At 57.8% G+C, this 21608-nt stretch carries 16 protein-coding genes and 1 tRNA gene; 3 read left to right on the forward strand and 14 right to left on the reverse strand.

Annotated elements, in window-relative coordinates:
- Nucleotides 1-85 precede the first annotated feature (85 nt).
- The 11 genes from KO492_RS18725 to ppsA form a co-directional block, all read right to left on the reverse strand.
- Nucleotides 86-316, reverse strand: a complete 231-nt coding sequence (locus KO492_RS18725) for a hypothetical protein (RefSeq protein WP_252735537.1) — start codon at nt 314-316, stop codon at nt 86-88.
- Nucleotides 313-2889: a nitrate reductase gene (locus KO492_RS14750; RefSeq protein ID WP_216045640.1), complete on the reverse strand. Its 2577-nt coding sequence runs from the start codon at nt 2887-2889 to the stop codon at nt 313-315. The genes KO492_RS18725 and KO492_RS14750 overlap by 4 nt, the downstream gene beginning before the upstream one ends.
- Nucleotides 2886-3224 carry a nitrite reductase small subunit NirD gene (nirD, locus tag KO492_RS14755; protein WP_216045641.1) on the reverse strand — a complete coding sequence of 113 codons (339 nt, stop codon included), beginning with the start codon at nt 3222-3224 and terminating at the stop codon, nt 2886-2888. Before nirD ends, KO492_RS14750 begins: the two co-directional genes overlap by 4 nt.
- Nucleotides 3221-5653 carry a nitrite reductase large subunit NirB gene (gene nirB / locus KO492_RS14760; protein ID WP_216045642.1) on the reverse strand — a complete coding sequence of 811 codons (2433 nt, stop codon included), beginning with the start codon at nt 5651-5653 and terminating at the stop codon, nt 3221-3223. Before nirB ends, nirD begins: the two co-directional genes overlap by 4 nt.
- A 12-nt stretch (nt 5654-5665) precedes the next feature.
- Nucleotides 5666-6619 carry a GAF domain-containing protein gene (locus tag KO492_RS14765; RefSeq protein ID WP_216045643.1) on the reverse strand — a complete coding sequence of 318 codons (954 nt, stop codon included), beginning with the start codon at nt 6617-6619 and terminating at the stop codon, nt 5666-5668.
- Nucleotides 6620-6642: 23 nt separating this feature from the next.
- Nucleotides 6643-8313 (reverse strand): ABC transporter ATP-binding protein, encoded by a 1671-nt coding sequence (locus KO492_RS14770; protein WP_216045644.1) that lies wholly within the window; start codon nt 8311-8313, stop codon nt 6643-6645.
- A 45-nt stretch (nt 8314-8358) separates the two neighbouring features.
- On the reverse strand, nt 8359-9447 hold the full coding sequence (locus KO492_RS14775) for an ABC transporter permease (RefSeq protein ID WP_216045645.1): 1089 nt from the start codon (nt 9445-9447) through the stop codon (nt 8359-8361).
- A gap of 74 nt (nt 9448-9521) precedes the next feature.
- The gene (locus KO492_RS14780) at nt 9522-10889 is read right to left on the reverse strand and encodes a CmpA/NrtA family ABC transporter substrate-binding protein (RefSeq protein ID WP_216045646.1); all 1368 of its coding nucleotides are present in this window, start codon (nt 10887-10889) and stop codon (nt 9522-9524) included.
- 195 nt (nt 10890-11084) lie between these two features.
- Nucleotides 11085-12275 (reverse strand): ABC transporter substrate-binding protein, encoded by a 1191-nt coding sequence (locus KO492_RS14785; RefSeq protein ID WP_216045647.1) that lies wholly within the window; start codon nt 12273-12275, stop codon nt 11085-11087.
- The gene (locus tag KO492_RS14790; protein WP_252735538.1) at nt 12272-12853 is read right to left on the reverse strand and encodes an ANTAR domain-containing response regulator; all 582 of its coding nucleotides are present in this window, start codon (nt 12851-12853) and stop codon (nt 12272-12274) included. Before KO492_RS14790 ends, KO492_RS14785 begins: the two co-directional genes overlap by 4 nt.
- Nucleotides 12854-13306: 453 nt before the next feature.
- The gene (gene ppsA, locus KO492_RS14795; RefSeq protein ID WP_216045649.1) at nt 13307-15706 is read right to left on the reverse strand and encodes a phosphoenolpyruvate synthase; all 2400 of its coding nucleotides are present in this window, start codon (nt 15704-15706) and stop codon (nt 13307-13309) included.
- A 508-nt stretch (nt 15707-16214) separates the two neighbouring features.
- On the opposite strand from ppsA, the gene KO492_RS14800 reads away from it, so the two are divergent.
- Nucleotides 16215-16535: an aldehyde dehydrogenase family protein gene (locus KO492_RS14800; protein ID WP_303578316.1), complete on the forward strand. Its 321-nt coding sequence runs from the start codon at nt 16215-16217 to the stop codon at nt 16533-16535.
- Nucleotides 16536-16765: 230 nt separating this feature from the next.
- On the opposite strand, the gene KO492_RS14805 is transcribed toward KO492_RS14800, so the two are convergent.
- Nucleotides 16766-17353: an exopolysaccharide biosynthesis protein gene (locus tag KO492_RS14805; protein ID WP_216045651.1), complete on the reverse strand. Its 588-nt coding sequence runs from the start codon at nt 17351-17353 to the stop codon at nt 16766-16768.
- Nucleotides 17354-17710: 357 nt separating this feature from the next.
- Here KO492_RS14805 and KO492_RS14810 point away from each other — a divergent pair, with 357 nt between their 5' ends.
- The gene (locus KO492_RS14810; RefSeq protein WP_216045652.1) at nt 17711-19114 is read left to right on the forward strand and encodes a dihydrolipoyl dehydrogenase; all 1404 of its coding nucleotides are present in this window, start codon (nt 17711-17713) and stop codon (nt 19112-19114) included.
- A 103-nt stretch (nt 19115-19217) separates the two neighbouring features.
- On the opposite strand, the gene KO492_RS14815 is transcribed toward KO492_RS14810, so the two are convergent.
- A complete protein-coding gene (locus KO492_RS14815) occupies nt 19218-20147 on the reverse strand; it encodes an SDR family NAD(P)-dependent oxidoreductase (RefSeq protein ID WP_216045653.1) in 930 nt (309 codons plus the stop codon).
- A 322-nt stretch (nt 20148-20469) separates the two neighbouring features.
- Here KO492_RS14815 and KO492_RS14820 point away from each other — a divergent pair, with 322 nt between their 5' ends.
- On the forward strand, nt 20470-21030 hold the full coding sequence (locus KO492_RS14820) for a TetR/AcrR family transcriptional regulator (RefSeq protein WP_216045654.1): 561 nt from the start codon (nt 20470-20472) through the stop codon (nt 21028-21030).
- A gap of 392 nt (nt 21031-21422) precedes the next feature.
- Here KO492_RS14820 and KO492_RS14825 read toward each other — a convergent pair.
- Nucleotides 21423-21512 (reverse strand) — tRNA-Ser (locus KO492_RS14825).
- Between the last annotated feature and the right edge of the window lie 96 nt (nt 21513-21608).

A 21608-nucleotide genomic window follows, 5' to 3' on the forward strand; every position in this document is an offset into this window, starting at 1 on the left:
TACTTCATTCGCAACCAACCGCGCAGTCAGCACGAACAACGGTGCGCTGCGCGTGCACTCTGCCGCGTAGCACGGCCAATCCAGATCAGCCGGATGGGGATGTGCGCCGTAGACCGGCGTAGTGCCCGTGTAAATCCGGCAATCTCGGCGTCAGTTTCGCCGCGCAATCGCAACACCTAAAAAGTGCGCCGACGGCTTCGGACGCCGCTTTGCCGGACAGGATGATTGACATGGTGGCATTCACCTCGCCCAGCGTCAGGCTGCGTGCGCGGCCCTTGCACTGTGCGACGATCCGAACGTAAGTGGCCAGCGTCATTCTCCAGCCAATCGGGTTGGCATTTGCGCGATCAGCGCGGCAATTTCAGGCTTGCACGACCCGCAGCTTGTGCCCGCGCATGTCACCGTGCCGACTTTGTCCACGCTATCCGCGCCATCGTTGATCGCGCAGCGCACGGTATTAACCCCGACATTCATGCAAGCGCACAACGTAACCCCGGGGTCAGGCTGGCCACCCCCGGCGCGCCCTGCCAGTGCCAGCAGTGGCGGGGTATCAGACCCGATCAGGGATGCCGCATAGCTGCGCGACAAGACCACAGGTGTCGCGCTGGCAAAGAACAGCCCTGCCAGACGCTTGCCATCGTAAAGCGCATAGCGCCGTGTTCGGTTTTTGGCGTCCAGTGCGACGGTCAGCTCACGGTCCGATCCGAAGATGTACCGCACAAGGTGGTCCCAGTCATCTGGCGTATCAACGGCTGCAAACTCGGCCTGCCATCCCGTGGGGGTTCGCACAACAGCGGCATAATCACCCGTCAGTTCCAGCGGGGCTGCCGTCGCTGCAAATCCATACCACGCCGCATCAAATCTATGGGCCGTGACGCGACCGGATTTTAATGCGGGTTGGCCTGAAATCGGGTCAGACAGCCCCGAGGTCAGGGCATTTGTGCGACCGTTGACGCTGCGTTGAGCGGTCCAGTGCATCGGTGCAAACATACTGCGCCGCCGGACCCGATCAGTGATGCGTACTCGTAAAATCGCTTTGCCCTGATTGCTTTGCGCGGTGACAAGATCCCCACTGACCACCCCGATATCGCAAGCATCATCGGGGTGCATTTCGACATAAGGTTCTGCAAGGTGGGACCCCAGTTTCGCCGATTTTCCCGTGCGTGTCATCGTATGCCATTGGTCCCGATTGCGACCGGTATTCAGGGTGAACGTATCGCCTGTTTGCGGCGCTGGTGCGCAGATCGGCACCATTTTCGCCTTGCCATCCGGGTGGTAAAAACGCCCGTCAGCAAAGAACCGCATGTCGTTACGCGGCCATTGGGTTGGTATCAGGTTAGCGTAATCTGCGTCAGCAAAGATGCTCAGATCAAGGTCGCGGCCAAAGTCTGTTGCTGCCGCTGAAAGCGCCACATATTCCGCGAAAACATCAGCGGGGCCGGCATAATCAAAGGCGTCTTTCCATCCCATGCGGTCTGCGACATCGCAGATGATCCGCCAATCCGCCCTCGCTTCGCCCGGAGGCGGCAAGAATGCCCGCTGCCGCGAAATACGACGTTCGGAGTTGGTGACAGTGCCGTCTTTTTCGCCCCACCCCGTTGCAGGCAAAAGAACGTCTGCCAGATCATTCGTGTCGGTCCGCGCCATGATGTCGGAGACCGCAACAAAGGGCACATTTTTGATGGCTGCGGCAACCGCGTTCGTATCGGGCATGCTGACAGCGGGGTTGGTCGACATGATCCAAAGCGCCTTGATCTTGCCGGCGGCACAGGCATCAAACAGGTCCACCGCTTTTAGGCCCGCGGTCTTGCAAATGGTCGGGCTTTGCCAGAAGGCCTGAACGCGCGCCCGATGACCCGCGTTCTCTATATCAAGGTGATTTGCCAGCATGTTTGCCAGCCCGCCGACCTCGCGCCCGCCCATCGCGTTGGGCTGTCCGGTAACCGAAAAAGGCCCTGCGCCAGCCTTGCCGATGCGGCCCGTAGCAAGGTGGCAATTCAAAATCGCGTTGACCTTATCGGTTCCGCACGCTGACTGGTTCACGCCTTGTGAATAGACTGTGACGACCTTTTTTGTGTTTGCCCAAAGCTGATAGAACGCCACCAATTCCCGCGCACTCAACCCGCTATCGGCCGGGTCAGACAAGCGCGCCGATGTGGCGGCATCAAAACACCCGCTGACGTGCTTTCGGACGTAATCCAGATCAACGGCACCCACATCGACCAGATGCGACAGCAATCCGTTGAACAAGGCGACATCTCCGTCCGGCGCAATCCGCAAATGCATGTCCGCCATTTCGCTCGTTGCGGTTTCACGCGGATCAATGTTCACAAGGCGCAGGTCGGGCCGCGCCGCTTTGGCCGCAGCGATCCGTTGGTGCAGCACCGGATGACACCACGCGAGGTTTGATCCGACCAGCACGATCAGGTCGGCCTGCTCAAGGTCCTCGTAGGTGCCGGGGACTGTATCAGCGCCGAACGCACGTTTGTGCCCCGCCACACTGGACGCCATGCAAAGTCTTGAATTCGTGTCGATATTCGCCGAACCGACAAAGCCCTTCATCAGTTTGTTGGCGACGTAGTAATCCTCTGTCAGAAGCTGGCCCGACACGTAGAAGGCAACACTATCAGGGCCATAATCGCGGACCGACTGCTGGAATGCCCCCGCAACCCGGTCAAGTGCGGCGTCCCAGCCCGCGTCCTTTCCGTCAATGCGTGGCGTCAGCAAACGTCCGTCCAGATCAATCGTTTCGCCCAAGGCCGATCCCTTGGAACACAGCCTCCCGAAGTTGGCAGGATGGTCCGGATCGCCCTGAATAGTGCCGTCGGCCCCTGCCAGAACGCCGCAGCCGACCCCGCAATAGGGACAGGTTGTGCGGGTCAGCGTCATGCCACGGCCCGTGTTCGCAAGAAGACGGCGTCAAGCAGGATACGCCCGTCTTCGACCCGTGCCGGATAAGTCGCGACCTGCCCTTCATCGGGCCCCTGAACCATGCCGGTTTCCAGTGAAATCACCCAATTGTGCAGCGGACATGTCACCGAGGCGCCATGCACGATCCCGTCGGCAAGGGGGCCGCTCTTGTGCGGGCAAGCATTATCGAGCGCGTAGATGTCGTCGGTGCCGGTGCGAAACACCGCGACACAGCCGTGCGCTGTTTTGACAAGCCGCGCGCCGCGTTGTGGAACGTCGTCGAGTGCCGCAATATCAATCCATGTCGAGCTCATTGCGCTGCCTCCAATGTTAAATCTGCGACCGGTTGATAAGTTTCCGCTTTCGCGACGTGCTCTGCCCACGGGTCTTTGCGATAGATGGTTTGCGAGAGCTCAAAACGTTCGACCAGTGCGGTGCGATTGTCCAAATCCCCGATCTGATCACTGATCCAATCGAGGCCGACCTTGGCCATCCACTTGTAGATGCGATCCAGATATTTTGCGTTTTCGCGATACAGCTGCGTGACCGCTTTGATCACTGCAATCGCTTCGACTTCGCTTGCGACCTGCAGCAGCAACTCGGTCTCACGCACGTCCATGCCAGCCGCGCCGCCGATGCTGATCTGGTAGCCCGAGTCCACGCAAATGACGCCGATGTCCTTGCAGGTCGCTTCGGCGCAATTGCGTGGGCAGCCCGACACGGCGAGTTTGAGTTTGTGCGGCGTCCATGAGCCCCACAGCGTCTTTTCCAGTTTGATACCGAGGCCCGTGCTGTCTTGTGTGCCAAACCTGCAGTGGTCCGTGCCAACGCAGGTTTTGACCGTGCGCAGGCCCTTGGAATAGGCGTGGCCCGACACCATGCCAGCCTTGTTCAGATCATCCCAAATCGCAGGCAGATCTTCTCCTTTCACACCCAGTAGATCGATCCGCTGGCCGCCCGTCACCTTGACCGTCGGCACCATGAACTTGTCGGCAGCGTCAGCGATAGCGCGCAACTCGTCTGGGGTGGTGATCCCGCCCCACATGCGCGGCACGACCGAAAACGTCCCGTCCTTCTGGATATTGGCGTGCTTGCGTTCGTTGATGAAGCGCGACTGAGGATCGTCTTGGTATTCCAGCGGCCAATCGGCCAGCAGATAGAAATTCAACGCAGGGCGGCACACATGGCAGCCGCAGGATGTTTTCCAGCCACATTCCTGCCAGACGGCAGGCATCGACGTCAGTTTTTGGGATTTGATCATGCGCCGCACATCTTCGTGGGTCATGTCGGTGCAGCCGCAGATCGACGCAGCGGCGGGGACAACGAAATCATCGCCCAATGCGACGGCCAACACCTGTTCCACCAACCCCGTGCAGGTGCCACAAGACGCGGAGGCCTTTGTCGTCGCCTTAATCATGCCAAGGTCTGTTGCGCCTGCTGCAATCGCGTCTTCGATCTGCCCTTTGCAAATGCCGTTGCAGCCACAGATTTCCGCATCACGCGGTAAGGCTGCAACGGCTGAGAGCGGGTCCGGCGCAGCACCCCCTCGAAACGCAGGGCCGAAAATGAGCGTGTCTCGCATATCCGCGATGTCGGTCTTGTCGCGGATCAGGCCAAAGAACCAGTTGCTGTCGGCTGTGTCGCCATACATGACGGCCCCGATCAGCGTGTCATCCTCGATCACCAGACGGCGGTAGACGCCACGGGCCGGATCGCGGAACACGATATCTTCGCGCCCTTCCCCCTCATCAAAATCGCCCGCGCTAAAAAGATCGCAACCGGTTACCTTCAGCTTTGTCGAAAGCTCCTTGGGCACGAAGACGCCCGGATCACCTAACAAGCCGGATGCGACCACTTTGGCCTGATCGTAAAGCGGGGCCACAAGGCCAAACAGCATGCCGTTAAATTCCAAACATTCGCCCACTGCAAAGATGTCAGGATCAGAGGTTTGCATCTGCGCGTCCACGTCGATCCCGCGCTTCACCTCAATCTGTGCGTCGCTTGCCAGTCTTGTTTCTGGACGAATGCCTACAGCCATAACCACCAGATCGGTGGGCAGCGTTTCGCCGCTTTCAAGCACCACACCTTCGACTTTGTCCTCGCCGATTATGGCCTTGGTCGAGGCCTGCGTTTTTACTGTAATCCCGCGCCGCTCCAGATCCTTGCGCAACAAATACCCTGCCGCCGGATCGAGCTGGCGATCCATCAGGTGCCCCATCAGGTGCAACACCGTGACACTCATGCCGCGCATTGCGAGGCCTGCGGCAGCCTCCAGCCCCAGCAGCCCGCCACCAATGACGACCGCACTGCCACCCTTTGCACAAGCATTGATCATCGCATTGGTGTCATCCAGATCACGGTAGCTGATGACGCCGGGCAGGTCTTTTCCCGGCACCGGAATGATAAACGGGGCCGATCCTGTGGCGATCAGAAGCTTGTCATAGGGGACATGGCCGTTCTCGCCTTCGACAACCTTCAACTCCCGATCAATCCTGACCACCTTTTCCCCGAACCGACAGGTGACGTTGTTTTGCGCATACCAGTCATCGTCATGGGTGACGATTTCCGCGTAAGTCTTCTCACCCGACAGAACCGGCGAAAGCATAATGCGGTTGTAGTTGCCCCGTGCCTCGGCGTTAAACAGTGTGACGTCGTAGGCATCGGGGTCAGCCTCGAACAGATGCTCCAACACGCGGCCTGACGCCATGCCTGCACCGATAACAACCAGTCTTTGCTTTTCCATGGTTCAGTCCTCTCAGTTGTAGCAGGCGATGATGTGTGACACCTCGCCTTTGGCGTAAATCGGCAGACCTATGAATGTGGTGTAGCCGGCAGGCAGCCCTCCGCCGGACCGCGTGACCACCGGCAATCCGGACCCGAGCACCTTACCGACGACACCTTTCCACGCGCTGACAGTAGGGGCTTCGTCGTTTAAGCCATCGCCATCGTCGCGCCACAGCGCACCTTCACGCTCGCAAATCCCGTCGATCAACGCCGCTTTGCCGCTTTGCCCCATGCGGGCCGTGCGCGCGTCCCAAATCTCGAACCGACGGGCGATCGGCGTCCCCAGAGCAGACAAAAGCGTCACAATGTAGGACGTGTCGCCGGGCACTGGCACCGGCAGGCCAAGGCCCGTGGTCAACCCTGCCTTTCCTGCGGCGGAGGCGCGGATAAATTTGTAGCCCGATCCAAGATCACGCATCAGGATTGGTGCCTGCGCCGCCCAGGCCGCGCCAGGCAAGCCCTGCCCGCGTGGGAAATGTGTGTGCTTCGAGACGAACTCAAACTCCTCAGCCGCGCCGTAATACCCATCGGCCAGATTGAGCATGCCCTCACCATCATCACTCCAGGCCTCTATCGCGCCTATACGGGCTTCATCGTCGGAACACAGCACGACAAGCACGGCCTTTATGTCTGTGCCGTCGAAGACCGGAATGGCCACGGCAGACGTCAAACCTGCCGCTTTCGCGGCCTCGATCCGTTTGAAATATGATCCGTCAAAAGCCTTGAGCACCACGGGCCGACCGTCAGCCCAGGCCTTGCCCGGCAGCCCCTCGCCCTTGGCGAACTGTGTCTGACGCGAGGCCTCTTCAAAGCCGTCAAGACCATTGTAATCACCATCCGCGTAAACGAGCGCGCCGTCTTTGGGCACCCAGACTTCGGCCACCTGAATGAAGGTGTCGATCTGCGTTTCAGATTGTCCGTCCATATCGAAAATCTCCTATCGGGGCGCTATTCGGCGGCGATGACTTTGGCGGCGGGTTTCAGTTTGGGTGTTGCCCCGTGTTCGTATTCTTCAAGAAAATCGAGCACTTGTTGGCGGTAGCGATAGTAATCAGGATGTTCGAGCAGCGCCTTGCGCGTGCGCGGACGCGGCAGGTCAACATCAACGATCCGCCCGATGGTCGCTTGTGGGCCGTTGGTCATCATCACCACACGGTCCGCCAGCAGGATCGCCTCGTCCACGTCATGGGTGACACAGATCGCAGTCACCTTCGTGCGCGACCAGACCTCCATCAACACTTCCTGAAGCTCCCACCGCGTGAGGGAATCCAGCATCCCAAATGGCTCGTCCAGCAGAAGCAATTTCGGGGACAGCGCAAAGGCGCGTGCGATGCCGACGCGCTGCTTCATCCCGTTGGACAGGGACGCGGCGTTCTTGTCCATGCTGTCAGCCAGACCGACCCGTTCAAGGTAATATTCGATCACGTCCTGTCGCTCGGCGCGCGATGCTCTGGGGTAGACTTTGTCGACCCCGATCGCGACGTTTTCCTTAGCGGTCAGCCACGGAAACAGGTTGGGCGATTGGAACACGACCGCGCGTTCGGGATCGGCCCCTTCGACGTTCCAACCATCCAACCGTATCGCCCCCTTTGAGATCGGGTTGAGGCCTGCGGCCATTGTCAGAACCGTGGATTTACCGCAGCCGGAATGCCCGATCAGGCTGATAAATTCGCCCTTGTTGACCTTGAGGTCGAAGTCTTCAACGACGGTCAGCGGGCCTTTGGGGGTCGGGTAGACTTTGTGCAATTGCGAGAAGGTCAGATAGCGTTCTTCAAGACCGCCCTCCTGCGCCTTTGCGACGGCTGCAGGAACGGCGTGGATCGGCGTCACATTGGGCAGCAGTTTGGTTTCCTCGACCTTTGACGCAATGCCCACATCCATCAGGTATTTGGTGACCTGCATCCGCAGGGATTTGAACGTCTCATCATTGTTCATGGCGATGCGGTCGCGCGGGCGCGGAATATCGACCTTGAATTCCTCGCCCAGCGTCCCGTCGGGATTCAGGGCGATGATGCGGTCGGCCAGAATAATCGCTTCGTCCACATCATTGGTGATCAGCACGCAGGTCTTTTTGTCAGCTTCCCAGATCGATTCAATCTCGTCGGCGAGGTTGGCACGGGTCAGCGCATCAAGCGCCGAAAGCGGCTCGTCGAGCAACAGCATTTCGGGGTCCATCGCCAAGGCGCGCGCCACGTTGACCCGCTGACGCATGCCGCCAGACAGTTCCGCAGGGCGGCGGCTCGCCGCGTGGGACAGCCCGACCATGTTGACGTAGTGGTCGACCTTTGCAACACGGTCAGCTTTGGGCATGTCGGGAAACGTTGTGTCCACCGCCAGTGCCACATTGCCACTGACCGTCAACCACGGCATCAACGAATAGCTTTGAAAGATCACACCGCGCTCGCGGCCCGGCTCTTTTACAGGGGCACCCTTGAAGGTGACGCTCCCTTGCGTAGGCTGCTCAAGCCCTGCCATGAGGTTGATCAGCGTGGTTTTGCCCGTGCCCGAAAACCCGAGGATGACAACGAATTCGCCGGTCGCCACGCTGAGGTCGATGCCTTTTAGAACCGGCGTTTCGCCGTAGGACTTCGAGACGTTTTTGAGTTCAAGAATTGCCATGGTTTTTCCTTTTTGCGCTACCGCTTTGCTGCTTGAGCGCGGGGATCACCGATTATTCGTGAATGTGAACATGGATTGCAGCGCGAACATCACCCGATCCAGCAGGAAGCCGATGATCCCGATGGTGAACACAGCGACCATGATCCGAGCGAGCGATTGCGAGCTGCCGTTCTGGAATTCATCCCAGACAAACTTACCCAAGCCGGGGTTCTGGGCGAGCATTTCTGCCGCGATAAGAACCATCCAGCCTACACCGAGGGACAGACGCAATCCGGTGAAGATCAACGGCAAGGCAGAGGGCAACACCAGCTTGGTGATCTTGGTCCATGTGTTCATCTTCAACACGCGGCTTACACTCACGAGGTCTTTGTCGATGGAGGCAACACCAAGAGCGGTGTTGATCAGCGTCGGCCAAAGCGAACACAGCGTTACCGTGATCGCCGAAATCAGGAAGGATTTCGAAAACATTCCGTCGTTGGTGGCGTAGACGGCCGACACGATCATCGTGACAATCGGCAACCATGCCAGTGGCGAGACGGGTTTAAAAATCTGAATAAGCGGGTTGAGCGCCGCGTTCGCCGTGGCCGAAAGCCCTGCGGCGATGCCCAGCGGAATGGCGATGACGCTTGCGATCAGAAAGCCGAAGAAGACAGTTTTGATCGACGTCCAAATTTGATCGTAATACGTCGGCTGGCCAGTATAAACGCGCTCTTTCACGTCTTCGGCACGATCATTGGCGATCAGCTCGGCGTTGCGGGCCTCTTGGCGCTCATAGAACGCAGCCTCGCGTTCGCCTTCACGCACGGCATCGGCGTTCAACGTGCCGACCTGTTCCCAAACCTGGGCAGGCCCCGGCACAGCTCCGAGCGAGGTTTGCACGGTTGGCGCAAGCGCCGCCCAGCCCGCGATAAAAATCGCGATGGCCAACAGTGGCACACCCAAAAGCCGCCAGATCTCGCCCATCTGGGCGCGCGGGTTATCGCCAGCCGCGGCCTTCAGGATCGGGGTGAGCCAGGCAAGGCCAAATACCTGAAACCAGGCATCAGCCTTGTTGATCCGCGTGAACGTGCGGGCTTTGCGGGCCTCTTTGTTCTGCGCGATCTGCTCTGCGTTGGACGGGTCGATGGCGGTCATGGGGTGCCTCGTTCATGTACGGTTTGCAACAAAGGGAGGCAGGCACCGCGCATCTTGGCGGAGCCTGCGCAAGATCAGTTCTGGATCGTCACATCCGCGACGGTTTGATCGCTTTTCAAACCGATCGGCAGACTGTCGAGGTATGCGTTGGGCGTGCGGCCATCGAAGCCGATCCCGTCGATGATATCCTCGGGCGGCGTGGGGGCTTTGAACCCATCACTGTCCCACGGAAAATCGGCCTCATCCGCCATGCCTTCGTCAACCAGAAGGCGCGCGGCCTCAAGATAGATGTCGGGGCGATAAACGCTTTCGGCTGTCTCGATGAACCACTCGTCGGTCACCGGTTCCGCGATCTGCCCCCAGCGGCGCATCTGCGTCAGATACCAAATGGCGTCGGAATAGAACGGATAGGTCGCGTTATAGCGGAAGAATACGTTGAAATCGGGGGCCGGACGAATGTCGCCTTTCTCGAATTCAAAGAAACCGGTCATGGAGTTTGCGATCACCTCTGCATCTGCACCGACGTATTCGGAGCGCGACAACATCTGCACCGCTTCTTCGCGGTTGGCGTTGTCGTTTTCATCCAGCCAGACCGCCGCACGGATCAGTGCCTTGGTCAACGCAATGGTCGTGTTCGGGTTTTCCTCGGCGAATTCGGCGGTGATGCCGAAGACCTTTTCTGGATTGTTGTTCCACATGTCATAGTCGGTGATGACCGGCACACCGATGCCCTTGAACACCGCTTGCTGGTTCCAAGGCTCACCCACGGCGTAGCCGTAAATCGTACCGGCCTCCATCGTGGCGGGCATCTGTGGGGGTGGCGTAACGGACAACATCACATCTGCGCCGATCTGGCCGGAAATATCGTCAGGTGAATAGTATCCCGGCTCAAGCCCGCCTGCTGCCAACCAGTAGCGAATTTCATAGTTATGCGTGGACACGGGGAACACCATGCCCATATTAAAGGGCATTCCCTGATCCGCATATTCTTCGACCACGGGGGCCAATGCTTCGGCTGAAATCGGGTGTTGAGGGCGACCGTCGTCCATCAGGGGGACGTTCGGGCGCATGGCCTCCCAGATCTCGTTAGATACGGTGATCGCATTGCCGTTCAGGTCCATTGAGAATGGGGTGATGATGTGGGCTTCGGTGCCATAACCGATGGTCGCGGCCAAAGGTTGGCCCGCCAACATATGTGCGCCGTCAAGCTGCCCGTCGATCACGCCGTCCAGCAGCACCTTCCAGTTTGCCTGGGCCTGCAATGTCACGAAGAGGCCTTCGTCCTCGAAATAGCCAAGCTCGTATGCCACGGCCAAGGGGGCCATATCGGTCAGCTTGATAAAGCCAAAGGTCAACTCGTCTTTTTCAAGATCCAGCATGTCCGCGTATGCAGGGCTGGTAAGTATGGCGGTCGACGCCAAAAGCAATTTCAATCCGGTCATGTCATTTTCCCTGTGGAAACGAAAAAAAGCCGCACGATTGCTGCATGCGGGAAGAGGTGCATGCACAATCGAGCGGCTTTGCTCAGAAATTCGGTAGGACGCCATTGTCCTCAATTTAAAATTGCAGAAGCGCAGCAACCACACAACCGATGCCCCATTGCGATGCGACAATTAATGCTGCGATGCATCGGTTGCCTAAAAACTACGCGGCGTTCCGGTGCTGATGTCGAATTTCGCGCCGTCAAAAAATTGATCAGGGCCCAGAATCATCTGCCCACGGCTGGATGCGACCAACGTCTCATGTTCCAATGCGCCTTCGATCTTCTCCGACGCGCCCGGCAAATCGACCCCTAACGGGGATAGCGCAGCACGATAAAGATCACTCCTGAAACAGGCGGCTGCGGCCTCGCAGGCGGCGTCGAGATCAAGCTCGTGCCATTGCGCCAGACGCGTCGCGATCCATGCCGCCTGACTGCGCCACGGAAAATTCGCGGATTTGGTATTAAAGGTCACCAACGGCTCTACCCGCTTCGGCCCGTCACCCTGACGGAGTGTGATATGGCCGCTCAGCGCAGGATCAATTGCATGATCGGGAAGATCGAGGTGTTGACTGCGGGTAAGGATCTCGGTGGCAAGTGGCGTGTTCGCGGGTTGATCCAGCCATTTCGCCGCCTTGTACACGGCCCGAATAACCTTGGCAGAGGTGTTGTGGTTGTCCTGCACCCAAGAATGCCGCGCTCCCAGAACTTTTTCGGGGGCGGCCTGCCAGATGGACCGACTTGGAAGAACCAACTCCGCCCGGCTGTTTTGTACGGCGACACTGCCCCATGGCTCGCCTACGCAAAACACATCAAGGGCCCCGTCCGCGACCGCGTCCGCCATGCGCGGTGGCGGCACCGTAATAATCTCGATCCGGTCCGCACGGAACATCGGGTCGCGCATCAGCCAGTATTCCAGCAAAATACGATGCATCGAGAACGGGAACGGGACACCGATGCGCAGACGCTGGTCCGTGGCAGCAAACAGCGCCGCCGCCGTGCCACGCGGATCGCCAAAGGTATTGACCCAACCGCCGGTCGTCATCGCCGCGCCGATTTCACGCGACACGCCAATGACCGACCCGTTCAACGACATCACCATAAGGGCGTCCACCTTGGCAGGCATGCCGCCCAATCCCAGAGACATCGCAACCGGCATCGGCGACAACATATGCGCCACGTCGAGATGCCCCAGCGCCAACATATCGCGCAGCGCCGACCACGACGGCTGTCGCACGAGTGACAAATCCAGCCCCTCGTCATTCGCGAAACCAAGTTCATGGGCGATAATCAAGGGCGCGCTGTCCACCAAGGGCAGATACCCGCATTGCACCAGCACGTTGCTCATCGCAGCAAATCCGCAGCTGTCACAAGGGCCGTGGCCACCTCGACCACCTTGCGCCCCTGATCCATCGCTGTCTTGCGCAACAGCACGTAGGCTTCGTCTTCGGAAATGCTGCGTGCTTGCATCAAAAGCCCCTTGGCGCGATCAATCGTCTTGCGATCCTGCAGCGCCTGTTTTGCTGCATTCAACTCGCTTTGCATCTTCGACAGCATCCGAAACCGTGCGATCGCGGTTTCCAGCACAGGTTTGATACGATCCTTCTGTAGCCCGTTCACGACATAGGCGCTTAGCCCCGCCGCAATCGCCGCCTGCGTCATGCCCTCATCGCTATAATCGACAAACATTGCCACCGGACGGGCCTTGGCGTCAGATACAAGGCTCAGATGTTCGAGGGTATCGCGATCCGGGTTTGCGAGACCGATCAGAATGATGTCAGGATTTTCGGACTGAACCGCGCGATCCAGTTGCGACGCCGCGCCGATCATTTTGACATCGCTCCAGCCCCCATCCATCAACGCATCGATGATATCGCGTGCGCGGTCCGGGTCCGGTTCGACAACAATGATTTTAAGGTCACTCATCACGAGGTATCAATAACCACCGTTGACGGGTCTTGGCGACAGATAGGATGGGCCATTCGGGATCACGCCTCACAAACCGAACGCTTCGGCTTTTTTTGAAACAAACCGCACAAATAGAAGGCAGATAATAAAGCGAACATCAAAATGATTGTCGAAAATGGCAGCGTTCTCCAGATCAGCAGTCAATTTTGCGACCTGAAAAGCTGCGGTATTACGCAATTTCCGCTATTGGTGTTGCGACCGCATCTGAGCCACTCCCCATTTGTCGGACAGGATCTGGCGTAGTTTAAGCTACTCTTTGTTCCTGCTAATCGGGTTGGGCTTTGTCCTTTTTCAACCAATAGACCACGACCAACAGCCTGCCGCCAAAAGCGGAATCTGGGCGTTGGTGGTTGTAGAATGTCACCCATTCCCAGATTCCTGCCTTCGCTTCTAATCCGATTGAGATGTATCTTACTTCGGATTTCGGGCTTTCTTCTCGGCATAGGCCACGTTCGTTTTCACCGACACGAAGCTGTCTGGCACAACGGAAATGGAATCTATGCCGGCATCGACCAGAACCTGCGCAAACTCGGGGTAGTTCGACGGGGCCTGTCCGCACAGACCAACTGTGGTGTCCGTAGCATGCGCCTTTTCAATGACGGTTCGGATCATCCATTCGACTGCCGGGTGGCGGTCGTTGAACAAGGGCGCGAGTTTATCGCTGTCGCGGTCGATCCCAAGGGTGAGCTGTGTCAAATCGTTCGACCCGATGGAAAAGCCGTCAAAACGTTTGGCAAACTCTTCGGCAAGGATGACATTCGATGGCACCTCGCACATGACGTAGATTTCCAACCCGTCTTGTCCACGGGTCAGCCCCTCTTCCGCCATCACCTTGAGGACCAAATCGGCCTCTTCCGGTGTCCGGCAGAACGGGATCATCACCCGCACATTGTCAAAGCCGATGACCTCTCGCAACTGCTTGATGGCCCGACATTCAAGCCTGAAGCCGTCGATGTAAGCCGGATCATAGTACCGAGAGGCCCCGCGCCATCCGATCATCGGATTGCCCTCGACCGGCTCAAAGACGGCACCGCCCAAGAGGTCGGCATACTCGTTCGTCTTAAAGTCGCTCGTGCGCAGGATCATCGGGTTGGGATAAGCGACAGCGGCAAGTCGGGCCAATCCCGTTGCCAAACGTTCGACGAAATACGTGGATTTGTCCGGATAGCCGCTGGTTATCAGCTCGATCTCTTTTCGGGCCGCTTCATCCGTCACCCGATCAAACTGAAGCAAAGCCATCGGGTGGACCCGTATCGTGTTGGCCACAACGAATTCCATCCGGGCCAGTCCAATCCCATCCACCGGAAGTCGCCACCACCGAGCAGCGGTCGCCGGGTTCGCGAGGAGCAGCATCACCTTTGTCCGGGTCTCGGGCAGAGTGGTCAGGTCAAGGTCTTTGACCTGCACTTCGGCCGACCCCTCGTAGACAAATCCCTGATCGCCTTGCGCGCAATCAACCGTCACCTCTTGTTGGTCGTGTAGAACATAGGTGGCGGTCCCGCAGCCCACGATCGCCGGAACCCCAAGTTCGCGGCTGACAATCGCGGCGTGGCTTGTGCGGCCTCCGTGATCCGTCACGATGGCCGACGCCCGTTTCATTATCGGGACCCAGTCGGGGTCCGTATTGGATGTGACGAGCACTGCACCGTCAACGAAACGGTCAATGTCTTCAAAATTTCCATTCAGACAAACTGGCCCGCTGGCCACTTTTTCCCCGACCGAGAGCCCCGTTATCAAGGTTTTGCCATGCGCCCCGACCGAGAATTGTTGGAGTTTGCCCACGTCACTTTGGGACTGCACCGTTTCGGGTCTGGCCTGAACGATGAAAAGCGCGCCGGACAGCCCGTCTTTGGCCCATTCTATGTCCATTGGCATGCCGTAGTGCGCTTCGATCTTGGTCGCCATGCGTGCGAGGTCGAGCACCTCTTCGTCGGTTAACACAAATGCCGCGCGCTCGGCTTTTGAGGTCGGCACGTTGCGCACTGGCGAGGGACTTCCGGCCTGCGCATAGATCATCTTCTTCTCTTTTGCGCCGAGTCGTTTTTCGATGATCGGACGAAGGTTCGGACGGTCGAGAAACGGCTTGTAGACCTGATATTCGTCCGGCGTCACCGTGCCTTGCACAATGTTTTCACCAAGCCCCCAAACAGCGTCGATGAGCACGATCTTGTCGAACCCGGTCTCGGTATCGATCGAGAACATGACACCAGACCCACCAAGGTCCGAGCGCACCATAAGCTGCACGCCAACCGACAACGCGACCTTCAGATGGTCAAAGCCCTTTGCCTCACGGTAGGAAATCGCCCGATCGGTAAAAAGGGATGCATAGCATTTGCGGCAGGCCGTGAGCAGATCATCCTCGCCAACTACGTTTAAAAACGTTTCCTGTTGGCCAGCGAAACTGGCATCGGGAAGATCTTCAGCAGTCGCGCTGGAACGCACTGCCACAGAGATGGCCCCCCCGCCCGACTGGTCAGACAAAGCGCGATAGGCGTCTCGTATCGCACGCTCGGTATCTGCGGGCCAACGCCCGGCAACAATTGCGGTACGTATCGCCTCGCCCGTGTCGTACAACGTGGCCCGACCCTCGGCAAATTCGGCCAACTTGGCGCGAAGGACACTGTCCAAACCGTTCTCTGAAAGAAAGCGACGATAGGCGTTGGCTGTGGTGGCAAAGCCGGGCGGCACTCGGATGCCCTCCGCATCAAGCGCGCACACCATTTCCCCCAAGGATGCGTTCTTCCCCCCGACAACCGCAACGTCATTGCGTCCTATTGCATCAAAAAAGATGACCTCAGCTTCTGTTGCCATGATTCCGGTCTCCTAATCGTCTTCGACACAAAGGTTAAGGGGCCATCGGGGGGATTGCATTGATTTGGCTCAATGCGGATGAGGCACGGCAAGCGACACTTAGGTCTGAAAGGCACTGCCACGCCTGAACCTCCTGCTACACTGGAGCGTTCTCGGAGTGATTTTGTCGAAGCAAGGGGTGGCGTTGCACGGAAGTATTGAGCCACGCGACGCCAATATTTTCCGTTTCTCAAAGATTAGAGAAACAACTGTAGAAACTACAGCGAGATAGCAGACCCAAGCGTCAGAAAAAGCAATGCTATGATCAATGCCACAAAGAACGGGATAGCGTGGCGCAAATAGTCTTCCATCTTTACTTTCGTGATCGAGATCGCGATGAACATCATGCAGCTAACCCGCGAAAAAATATCAGTACCCCTTCTCCCTATCCACTTGCCACAAAAGGTCTTTACCTTGGAGATGGCGCGTCAGGTTCTCCGCAACATTGCGAGCCGCCGTTTCGGCATCTGTGCGCCCTGCAACCTGGGGCGTAATCAGACAATTCGGACCTGTAGCGATGATCAACCGTTTTGATACGACTGACGCCGCATTGCAGGAGGCAAACCGTCCAGCCTTCGGTCTGGCTTCATACGCATTCACCACCTCTTCAGAAACAGTGACCCGCCTGCCAAACGAAGTCCGCGCCGGAATGCTGACCATCAACCATCTGGGGCTTGCCCTGCCCGAAGTGCCTTTTGGCGGCATCGGAGATTCCGGCATAGGGACGGAAGGCGGATCCAACGCAATAGAAGCTTATCTCGACACAAGATTTGTTTCCCGCATGGATTGAGATTCCCGCTCGCAAGGCCTCCCGCCACGCTTTTCAGCAGCGTATTGTTCAACCAGCCCCCCTTCCACATTCGCGTGTTGGGGGGGCAATACTCGATTGCTCCGCCCAAGGCTAACGCGGCATCAAGGCTCATCATATTCTCGAACCAATTCGCAGGATACAACTTCACCCATCTGTAAAACGAGTGGATGCTGAAGCTAAAGCGCTCCGAAACCTCACATACGGCGCGCCTACACAAAGCCGACCTGCCATATCACGACCGGCACGATCGATAACGCAACAAGCGAAATCGCGACGAGTACCCCGTCCCGTGCCAGCAATCCCGCCCCGAACATCGCAATAACAGCCGATGCAATAGAGCCCGAAGCCGGTATAACTTCCATAAATGGCATGAACAAAGTCACGCAAAGTATCAGGGTCAGCGGGATCCACAACCAAGGCCGCTCAAACACTATTGTGAAACGCACCTTAAGAAACCTTTCAACAAAGCGAACCGGTTTTCGCAACCATGCAATGCCATCCATTATTGTCTTAGAGTGAACACTGCGGCGCATTATGAAATTCGGAAGCCAGACGGCCTCTCTCCCCAAAATCAATTGGATTATCAGACTGAACACAATCAGGGCCGTCGCCGTCGTGAGCCCCGGGATTGTGCTGGCGGGCGACGTGCAGATCAAAGCAAAAATCAATATAAGGGAGGCGAACGAGCTACGACCGCTCGCATCGACAATATCGCGGACACAAACCTGTTCGTCTGTCAGTCCATCTTCCAGTTGATCCAGCACATCACTCAGGGCGTGTGTATTTTCTCGCGTCATAGTACGCCTCCTACACCAGCATAACCGCCCCGTGTTGCTAAAGGTTCCCTCCTGCGTGTGAGGATGACGGGAAACACGACATCAAGCGAATGCCCCCCTCGGAAGATGCACCATCAGAGCCCCTGCGAGAAAAGGTGCCCGCCGCCTTGCCCGCAACTTGCCAAATCCAACCTTAAACCTTACATGATGTAACATATGCAATGCGCGGTGTCCGGCTCGTTTTGTCGGGGCGTTACGTCCCAAGGATCAAGGCGGTGGAAAGCAGAGATGCGACCGCCATGATCAGGACGCATGAAGCCAATCACCGACATAACATCGGCGTCACCACGCCCTTCAGAAAATCAGGAAGGATATTACATGACACGCAAGGTAGACGTAGCCATTCTCGGATCGGGGAGCGCGGGAGTGACCGCCATGACCTCACTGCTTCGCGCGGACAAATCGGTCGTGCTCATCAATTCCGGGCCTGAGGGGACAACCTGTGCCCGGGTCGGGTGCATGCCCTCCAAAGCACTAATCGAGGCCGCGAATGTCTATCATGAGAAAACACGGATGGAGATGTTGGGGCTGAACGGCGCTGAAGGGCTGAGCGTGGATGGCCAGGCTGTCATGGGCCGGGTGCGGGCGCTACGCGACTTTCTCGTGAACCGCTTCATCACTGGCTACCACCAAAAAATCGACGACAGCCAGTTCATCGCCGGCCATGGCAGGATCGTCGCTCCCGATTGCGTCGAGGTAAACGGCGAACGCATTCAGGCCGGCGTGATCATCATCGCGACCGGCTCCTCACCGATCCTGCCGCCAGCCTTCCGTGCGCTCGGAGATGCACTGCTGACCACCGACACCCTCTTCGAGGAGCCCGACCTGCCGAAATCCCTGGCGGTCGTCGGGTTGGGAGCCATCGGCTGCGAGATCGGGCTGGCCATGGCGCGCCTCGGGGTCGAAGTGCATGGCTTCGACGCGGCGCCAGTGGTGGCCGGCATCAAAGACCCGGTGATTGCAGAAAAGGTGCTCGAACTCTTCGGCAAGGAAATGGAGATCACAACGGGCACTGCCGTAGAACCGCGGCTGGAGGCCGACGGACGGGTCACCATCGAGGCCGGCGACCGCAGTGTCACCGTGGACCGGGTGCTCGCCAGCATCGGCCGGCGCCCGAACATCACCGATCTGGGGCTGGAGAACCTCGGAGTCGAACTGGACGCCCGTGGCATGCCGCCCTGCGATCCGGAAACCCTGCAAATAGGCGACCTTCCGGTCTATATCGTTGGCGATGCCAATGGTGTTCGCCCGTTGCTCCATGACTCCATTGAGGAGGGCAAAATCGCCGTGGCAAACATTCTCGCCGGCCATCCGGTGCCATTCCGCCGCCGCGTGCCGCTGGCCATCGCCTTCACCGGACCGCAGGTGGTCGCGGTCGGGGCGCAACTGGATGAACTGGATCCGGAGACGATCGCAATCGGCACCGGTGCAGCAATGAATAACGGTCGATCACATGTCCGGGCCGAGACCGAGGGGCTCGTGCGCCTCTATGCCGACAAGGCGAGTGGCCGGGTGCTGGGCGCAGCGCTGGCCATCGGCGATGCCGAACACTTGGGGCATTGGCTGGCGCTGGCGATCGAACGGGGACTTTCCGTGGCCGAGTGCCTCGCCGCGCCCTTCTATCACCCCGTTCTGGAAGAAACGCTGCAGATGGCGCTTCAGGACTGCCTGACACATTGCGAGGGGACCCTGCCCTTCCCGCCGGGGTTGACCCCGGCGTAAAGTCCGAACACAGAGCCAAGAACCGCAACGGGGCGCAAAAGCGCCCCGTTTCACATTTGCCCCTCCACACAATGGGCGGGGCTCACTATCTATCCGCCGATCCTCAGCATGCGGTATACCCGCCGTCGACAACCAGTTTCTGACCGGTCATAAAGGAAGACTCGTCGGACATCAGGAACACCGCCGGCTTGGCGATTTCGGCCGGAACACCCATGCGGCCACCAAATTTCCCGCGCGGGACAATATCTGCATCCTTCACCGGATCGTTGCACAATGGGTGCAGCGCCGCCAGCTGGGTGAAGTCAAAGGCATCCGTTTCCAAGGATTTCTCATGCGACAACTTCTCTTTGTCAGTCGTGACAGCAGCCTGGAACAGCGGCGTCATAATATATCCCGGATTCACGGTGTTCACCCGGATTCCGTATTCCGCGAACTGCAGCGCGAGGGCCTTCGACAGGCCGACAACGCCGTGTTTCCCCATCGTGTACTGGACCAGATTGAAGCGTTCAATCAGCACCTCGCCCGTCTCCGTGTTCACCACCTTCGGGCGACCGGCGACGCCGTGGATGCTCGATACCAGAACGATCGAACCCTTGGTCCCGTGCTTCATCATCAGCCGCGAGCCGTAGAGCGCGGTATTGAACACTCCGTCCTCGTTGACGCTCTGGATGATTTTTTTCGACTTCAGAACCTCCTCGGGATCCTTATCGAAATCCTCAGCCGTCGCCACGCCGGCATTGGCCATGATAGCATCCACCCGACCATAGGTCTTCTCAGTGATCTCGAAAAGTTTTTCGACATCCTTCGGATCAGTCACGTCGGTATGCACATAGAGCGCATGCCCCTCACCATATTCCTCGTTCAGGCTCTTGGCGAATGCCTCGCCCTGCTCATCGTTGATGTCGGAAATGACAACCCCATCGGCCCCTTCGGCCAAGGCTTCGCGAACCGTTGCCGAACCGATAGAATCGAACCCAGGGATGACCGAAACCGACCCCGTCACTACGACAATCTTGCCAGCTAGCTTACCCATCTCGAATACTCCTTTGGTTAAGATATTAGTGAATACATGCTGCGGTAGGGCCGCCTTGTCTCTCATCGGAGCCGGACGCTCCCATTCCGCCCGCCCCTCGACGCCTTTGCACCGACAGACAGACCGGATTCTCGGCTACGGTATTTTCTAATTGAAGACACATCATGGCTCTGTTCTTCCAGACAAGGTCGGAACTGCAGCCGAACCGCAGTCAGAAATGTTACATCACATGACATTTATGGCTACATACCATTGCATTCAAGCCCATCCTGCGAGAATGAAGCCATAATTACGTGATCTGACGAACCGGAGGAAAGTCGAAATGAGCTTACGCGCTGACGGTCGGAAAAACCGACAACGCATTCTTGATACTGCGGAAGCCATTTTTGCAGAGCAAGGGTTCGATGCGTCGCTGGAACACATTGCTACGCAAGCAGGCGTCAGCCGAATGACCCTCTATCGACATTTCAAGGATCGTGAGACGCTTTGCATCGCGGTTCTCGAACGCAATGTGGCGGAACTGGAGCTCCGTGTGGAAGCGCTTCAGGATGACCCATACGCATGTGTCGAAATCATGAATATGATGGTGGAATTGTTCGCTCAGAATCAGGGAATGGTGGAGGGGCTGACCCGACATCCGACACATCAAAACGATATCGATCGATTACGGCATCGTGTGGTCGACCTCCTGGTCGATCCGCTTTCACGCGCTCAAACGGCGAGGTTGATCAAAACCGATATCGGGCGAGAGGACCTGTTTCTGGTCATGAGCATGCTCGGTGCTGCGGTCGGCCATGGCTCGCTCCAAACCCGGACCGAACACGTCAGGCGCGCGCTCAGCATCCTGCAATTCGGCTTCATGTGCTCCACCGACGAGAAATAAACAAATTCGTATTTCAGGCCGAAGCCGAACCGTCTGATCATCAACGCCGGGTAATGCAACCCGTCGGGGGCAGAGCACCTATCATTTGGCAACTGATCACAAACCCGCCCGTCGCGCGCCTACATACGCTGTCCACAAGCTCGAGTGGTATGCGTTGCGATGTAAAGTCGATACCTTCTTCCGATCCCATCGCCATGACGCCCTGGCCCAAGATTCTCTACGAGCTTCTTCGTAAGTTTTCCGGAAAGCACCGCCATGCATCATACCACTCAACGAGAACATATGAGGCAAATCGAAAGAAACCCAACACAAAGAGAAAATTGAGGAAATTCTTGAAAAACAAAGAAAAAGGTCGCCCAAGGCGACCCAATCAAAGCGACAAAATTGTATGGTGGCGGAGGAGGTGGGATTCGAACCCACGGTACGCTTTCACGCACGCCGGTTTTCAAGACCGGTGCATTCGACCACTCTGCCACTCCTCCTGAGCGCGTCTAAGCGGTTCGATCACGATTAGCCTCCCCGTCTTGATTCTGAAACCCGTCTTTTGCATCATTTTTGCGATCCCGTGCCATTTTTCG

The organism is Celeribacter halophilus (genome assembly GCF_018860305.1).
Lineage (GTDB): Bacteria > Pseudomonadota > Alphaproteobacteria > Rhodobacterales > Rhodobacteraceae > Celeribacter > Celeribacter halophilus_A.

Coding starts and splice junctions, on each gene's coding strand:
- KO492_RS18725 (WP_252735537.1), bottom strand. CDS start 316: ATGACGCTGGCCACTTACGTTCGGATCGTCGCACAGTGCAAGGGCCGC.
- KO492_RS14750 (WP_216045640.1), bottom strand. CDS start 2,889: ATGACGCTGACCCGCACAACCTGTCCCTATTGCGGGGTCGGCTGCGGC.
- nirD (WP_216045641.1), bottom strand. CDS start 3,224: ATGAGCTCGACATGGATTGATATTGCGGCACTCGACGACGTTCCACAA.
- nirB (WP_216045642.1), bottom strand. CDS start 5,653: ATGGAAAAGCAAAGACTGGTTGTTATCGGTGCAGGCATGGCGTCAGGC.
- KO492_RS14765 (WP_216045643.1), bottom strand. CDS start 6,619: ATGGACGGACAATCTGAAACGCAGATCGACACCTTCATTCAGGTGGCC.
- KO492_RS14770 (WP_216045644.1), bottom strand. CDS start 8,313: ATGGCAATTCTTGAACTCAAAAACGTCTCGAAGTCCTACGGCGAAACG.
- KO492_RS14775 (WP_216045645.1), bottom strand. CDS start 9,447: ATGACCGCCATCGACCCGTCCAACGCAGAGCAGATCGCGCAGAACAAA.
- KO492_RS14780 (WP_216045646.1), bottom strand. CDS start 10,889: ATGACCGGATTGAAATTGCTTTTGGCGTCGACCGCCATACTTACCAGC.
- KO492_RS14785 (WP_216045647.1), bottom strand. CDS start 12,275: ATGAGCAACGTGCTGGTGCAATGCGGGTATCTGCCCTTGGTGGACAGC.
- KO492_RS14790 (WP_252735538.1), bottom strand. CDS start 12,853: ATGAGTGACCTTAAAATCATTGTTGTCGAACCGGACCCGGACCGCGCA.
- ppsA (WP_216045649.1), bottom strand. CDS start 15,706: ATGGCAACAGAAGCTGAGGTCATCTTTTTTGATGCAATAGGACGCAAT.
- KO492_RS14805 (WP_216045651.1), bottom strand. CDS start 17,353: ATGACGCGAGAAAATACACACGCCCTGAGTGATGTGCTGGATCAACTG.
- KO492_RS14810 (WP_216045652.1), top strand. CDS start 17,711: ATGACACGCAAGGTAGACGTAGCCATTCTCGGATCGGGGAGCGCGGGA.
- KO492_RS14815 (WP_216045653.1), bottom strand. CDS start 20,147: ATGGGTAAGCTAGCTGGCAAGATTGTCGTAGTGACGGGGTCGGTTTCG.
- KO492_RS14820 (WP_216045654.1), top strand. CDS start 20,470: ATGAGCTTACGCGCTGACGGTCGGAAAAACCGACAACGCATTCTTGAT.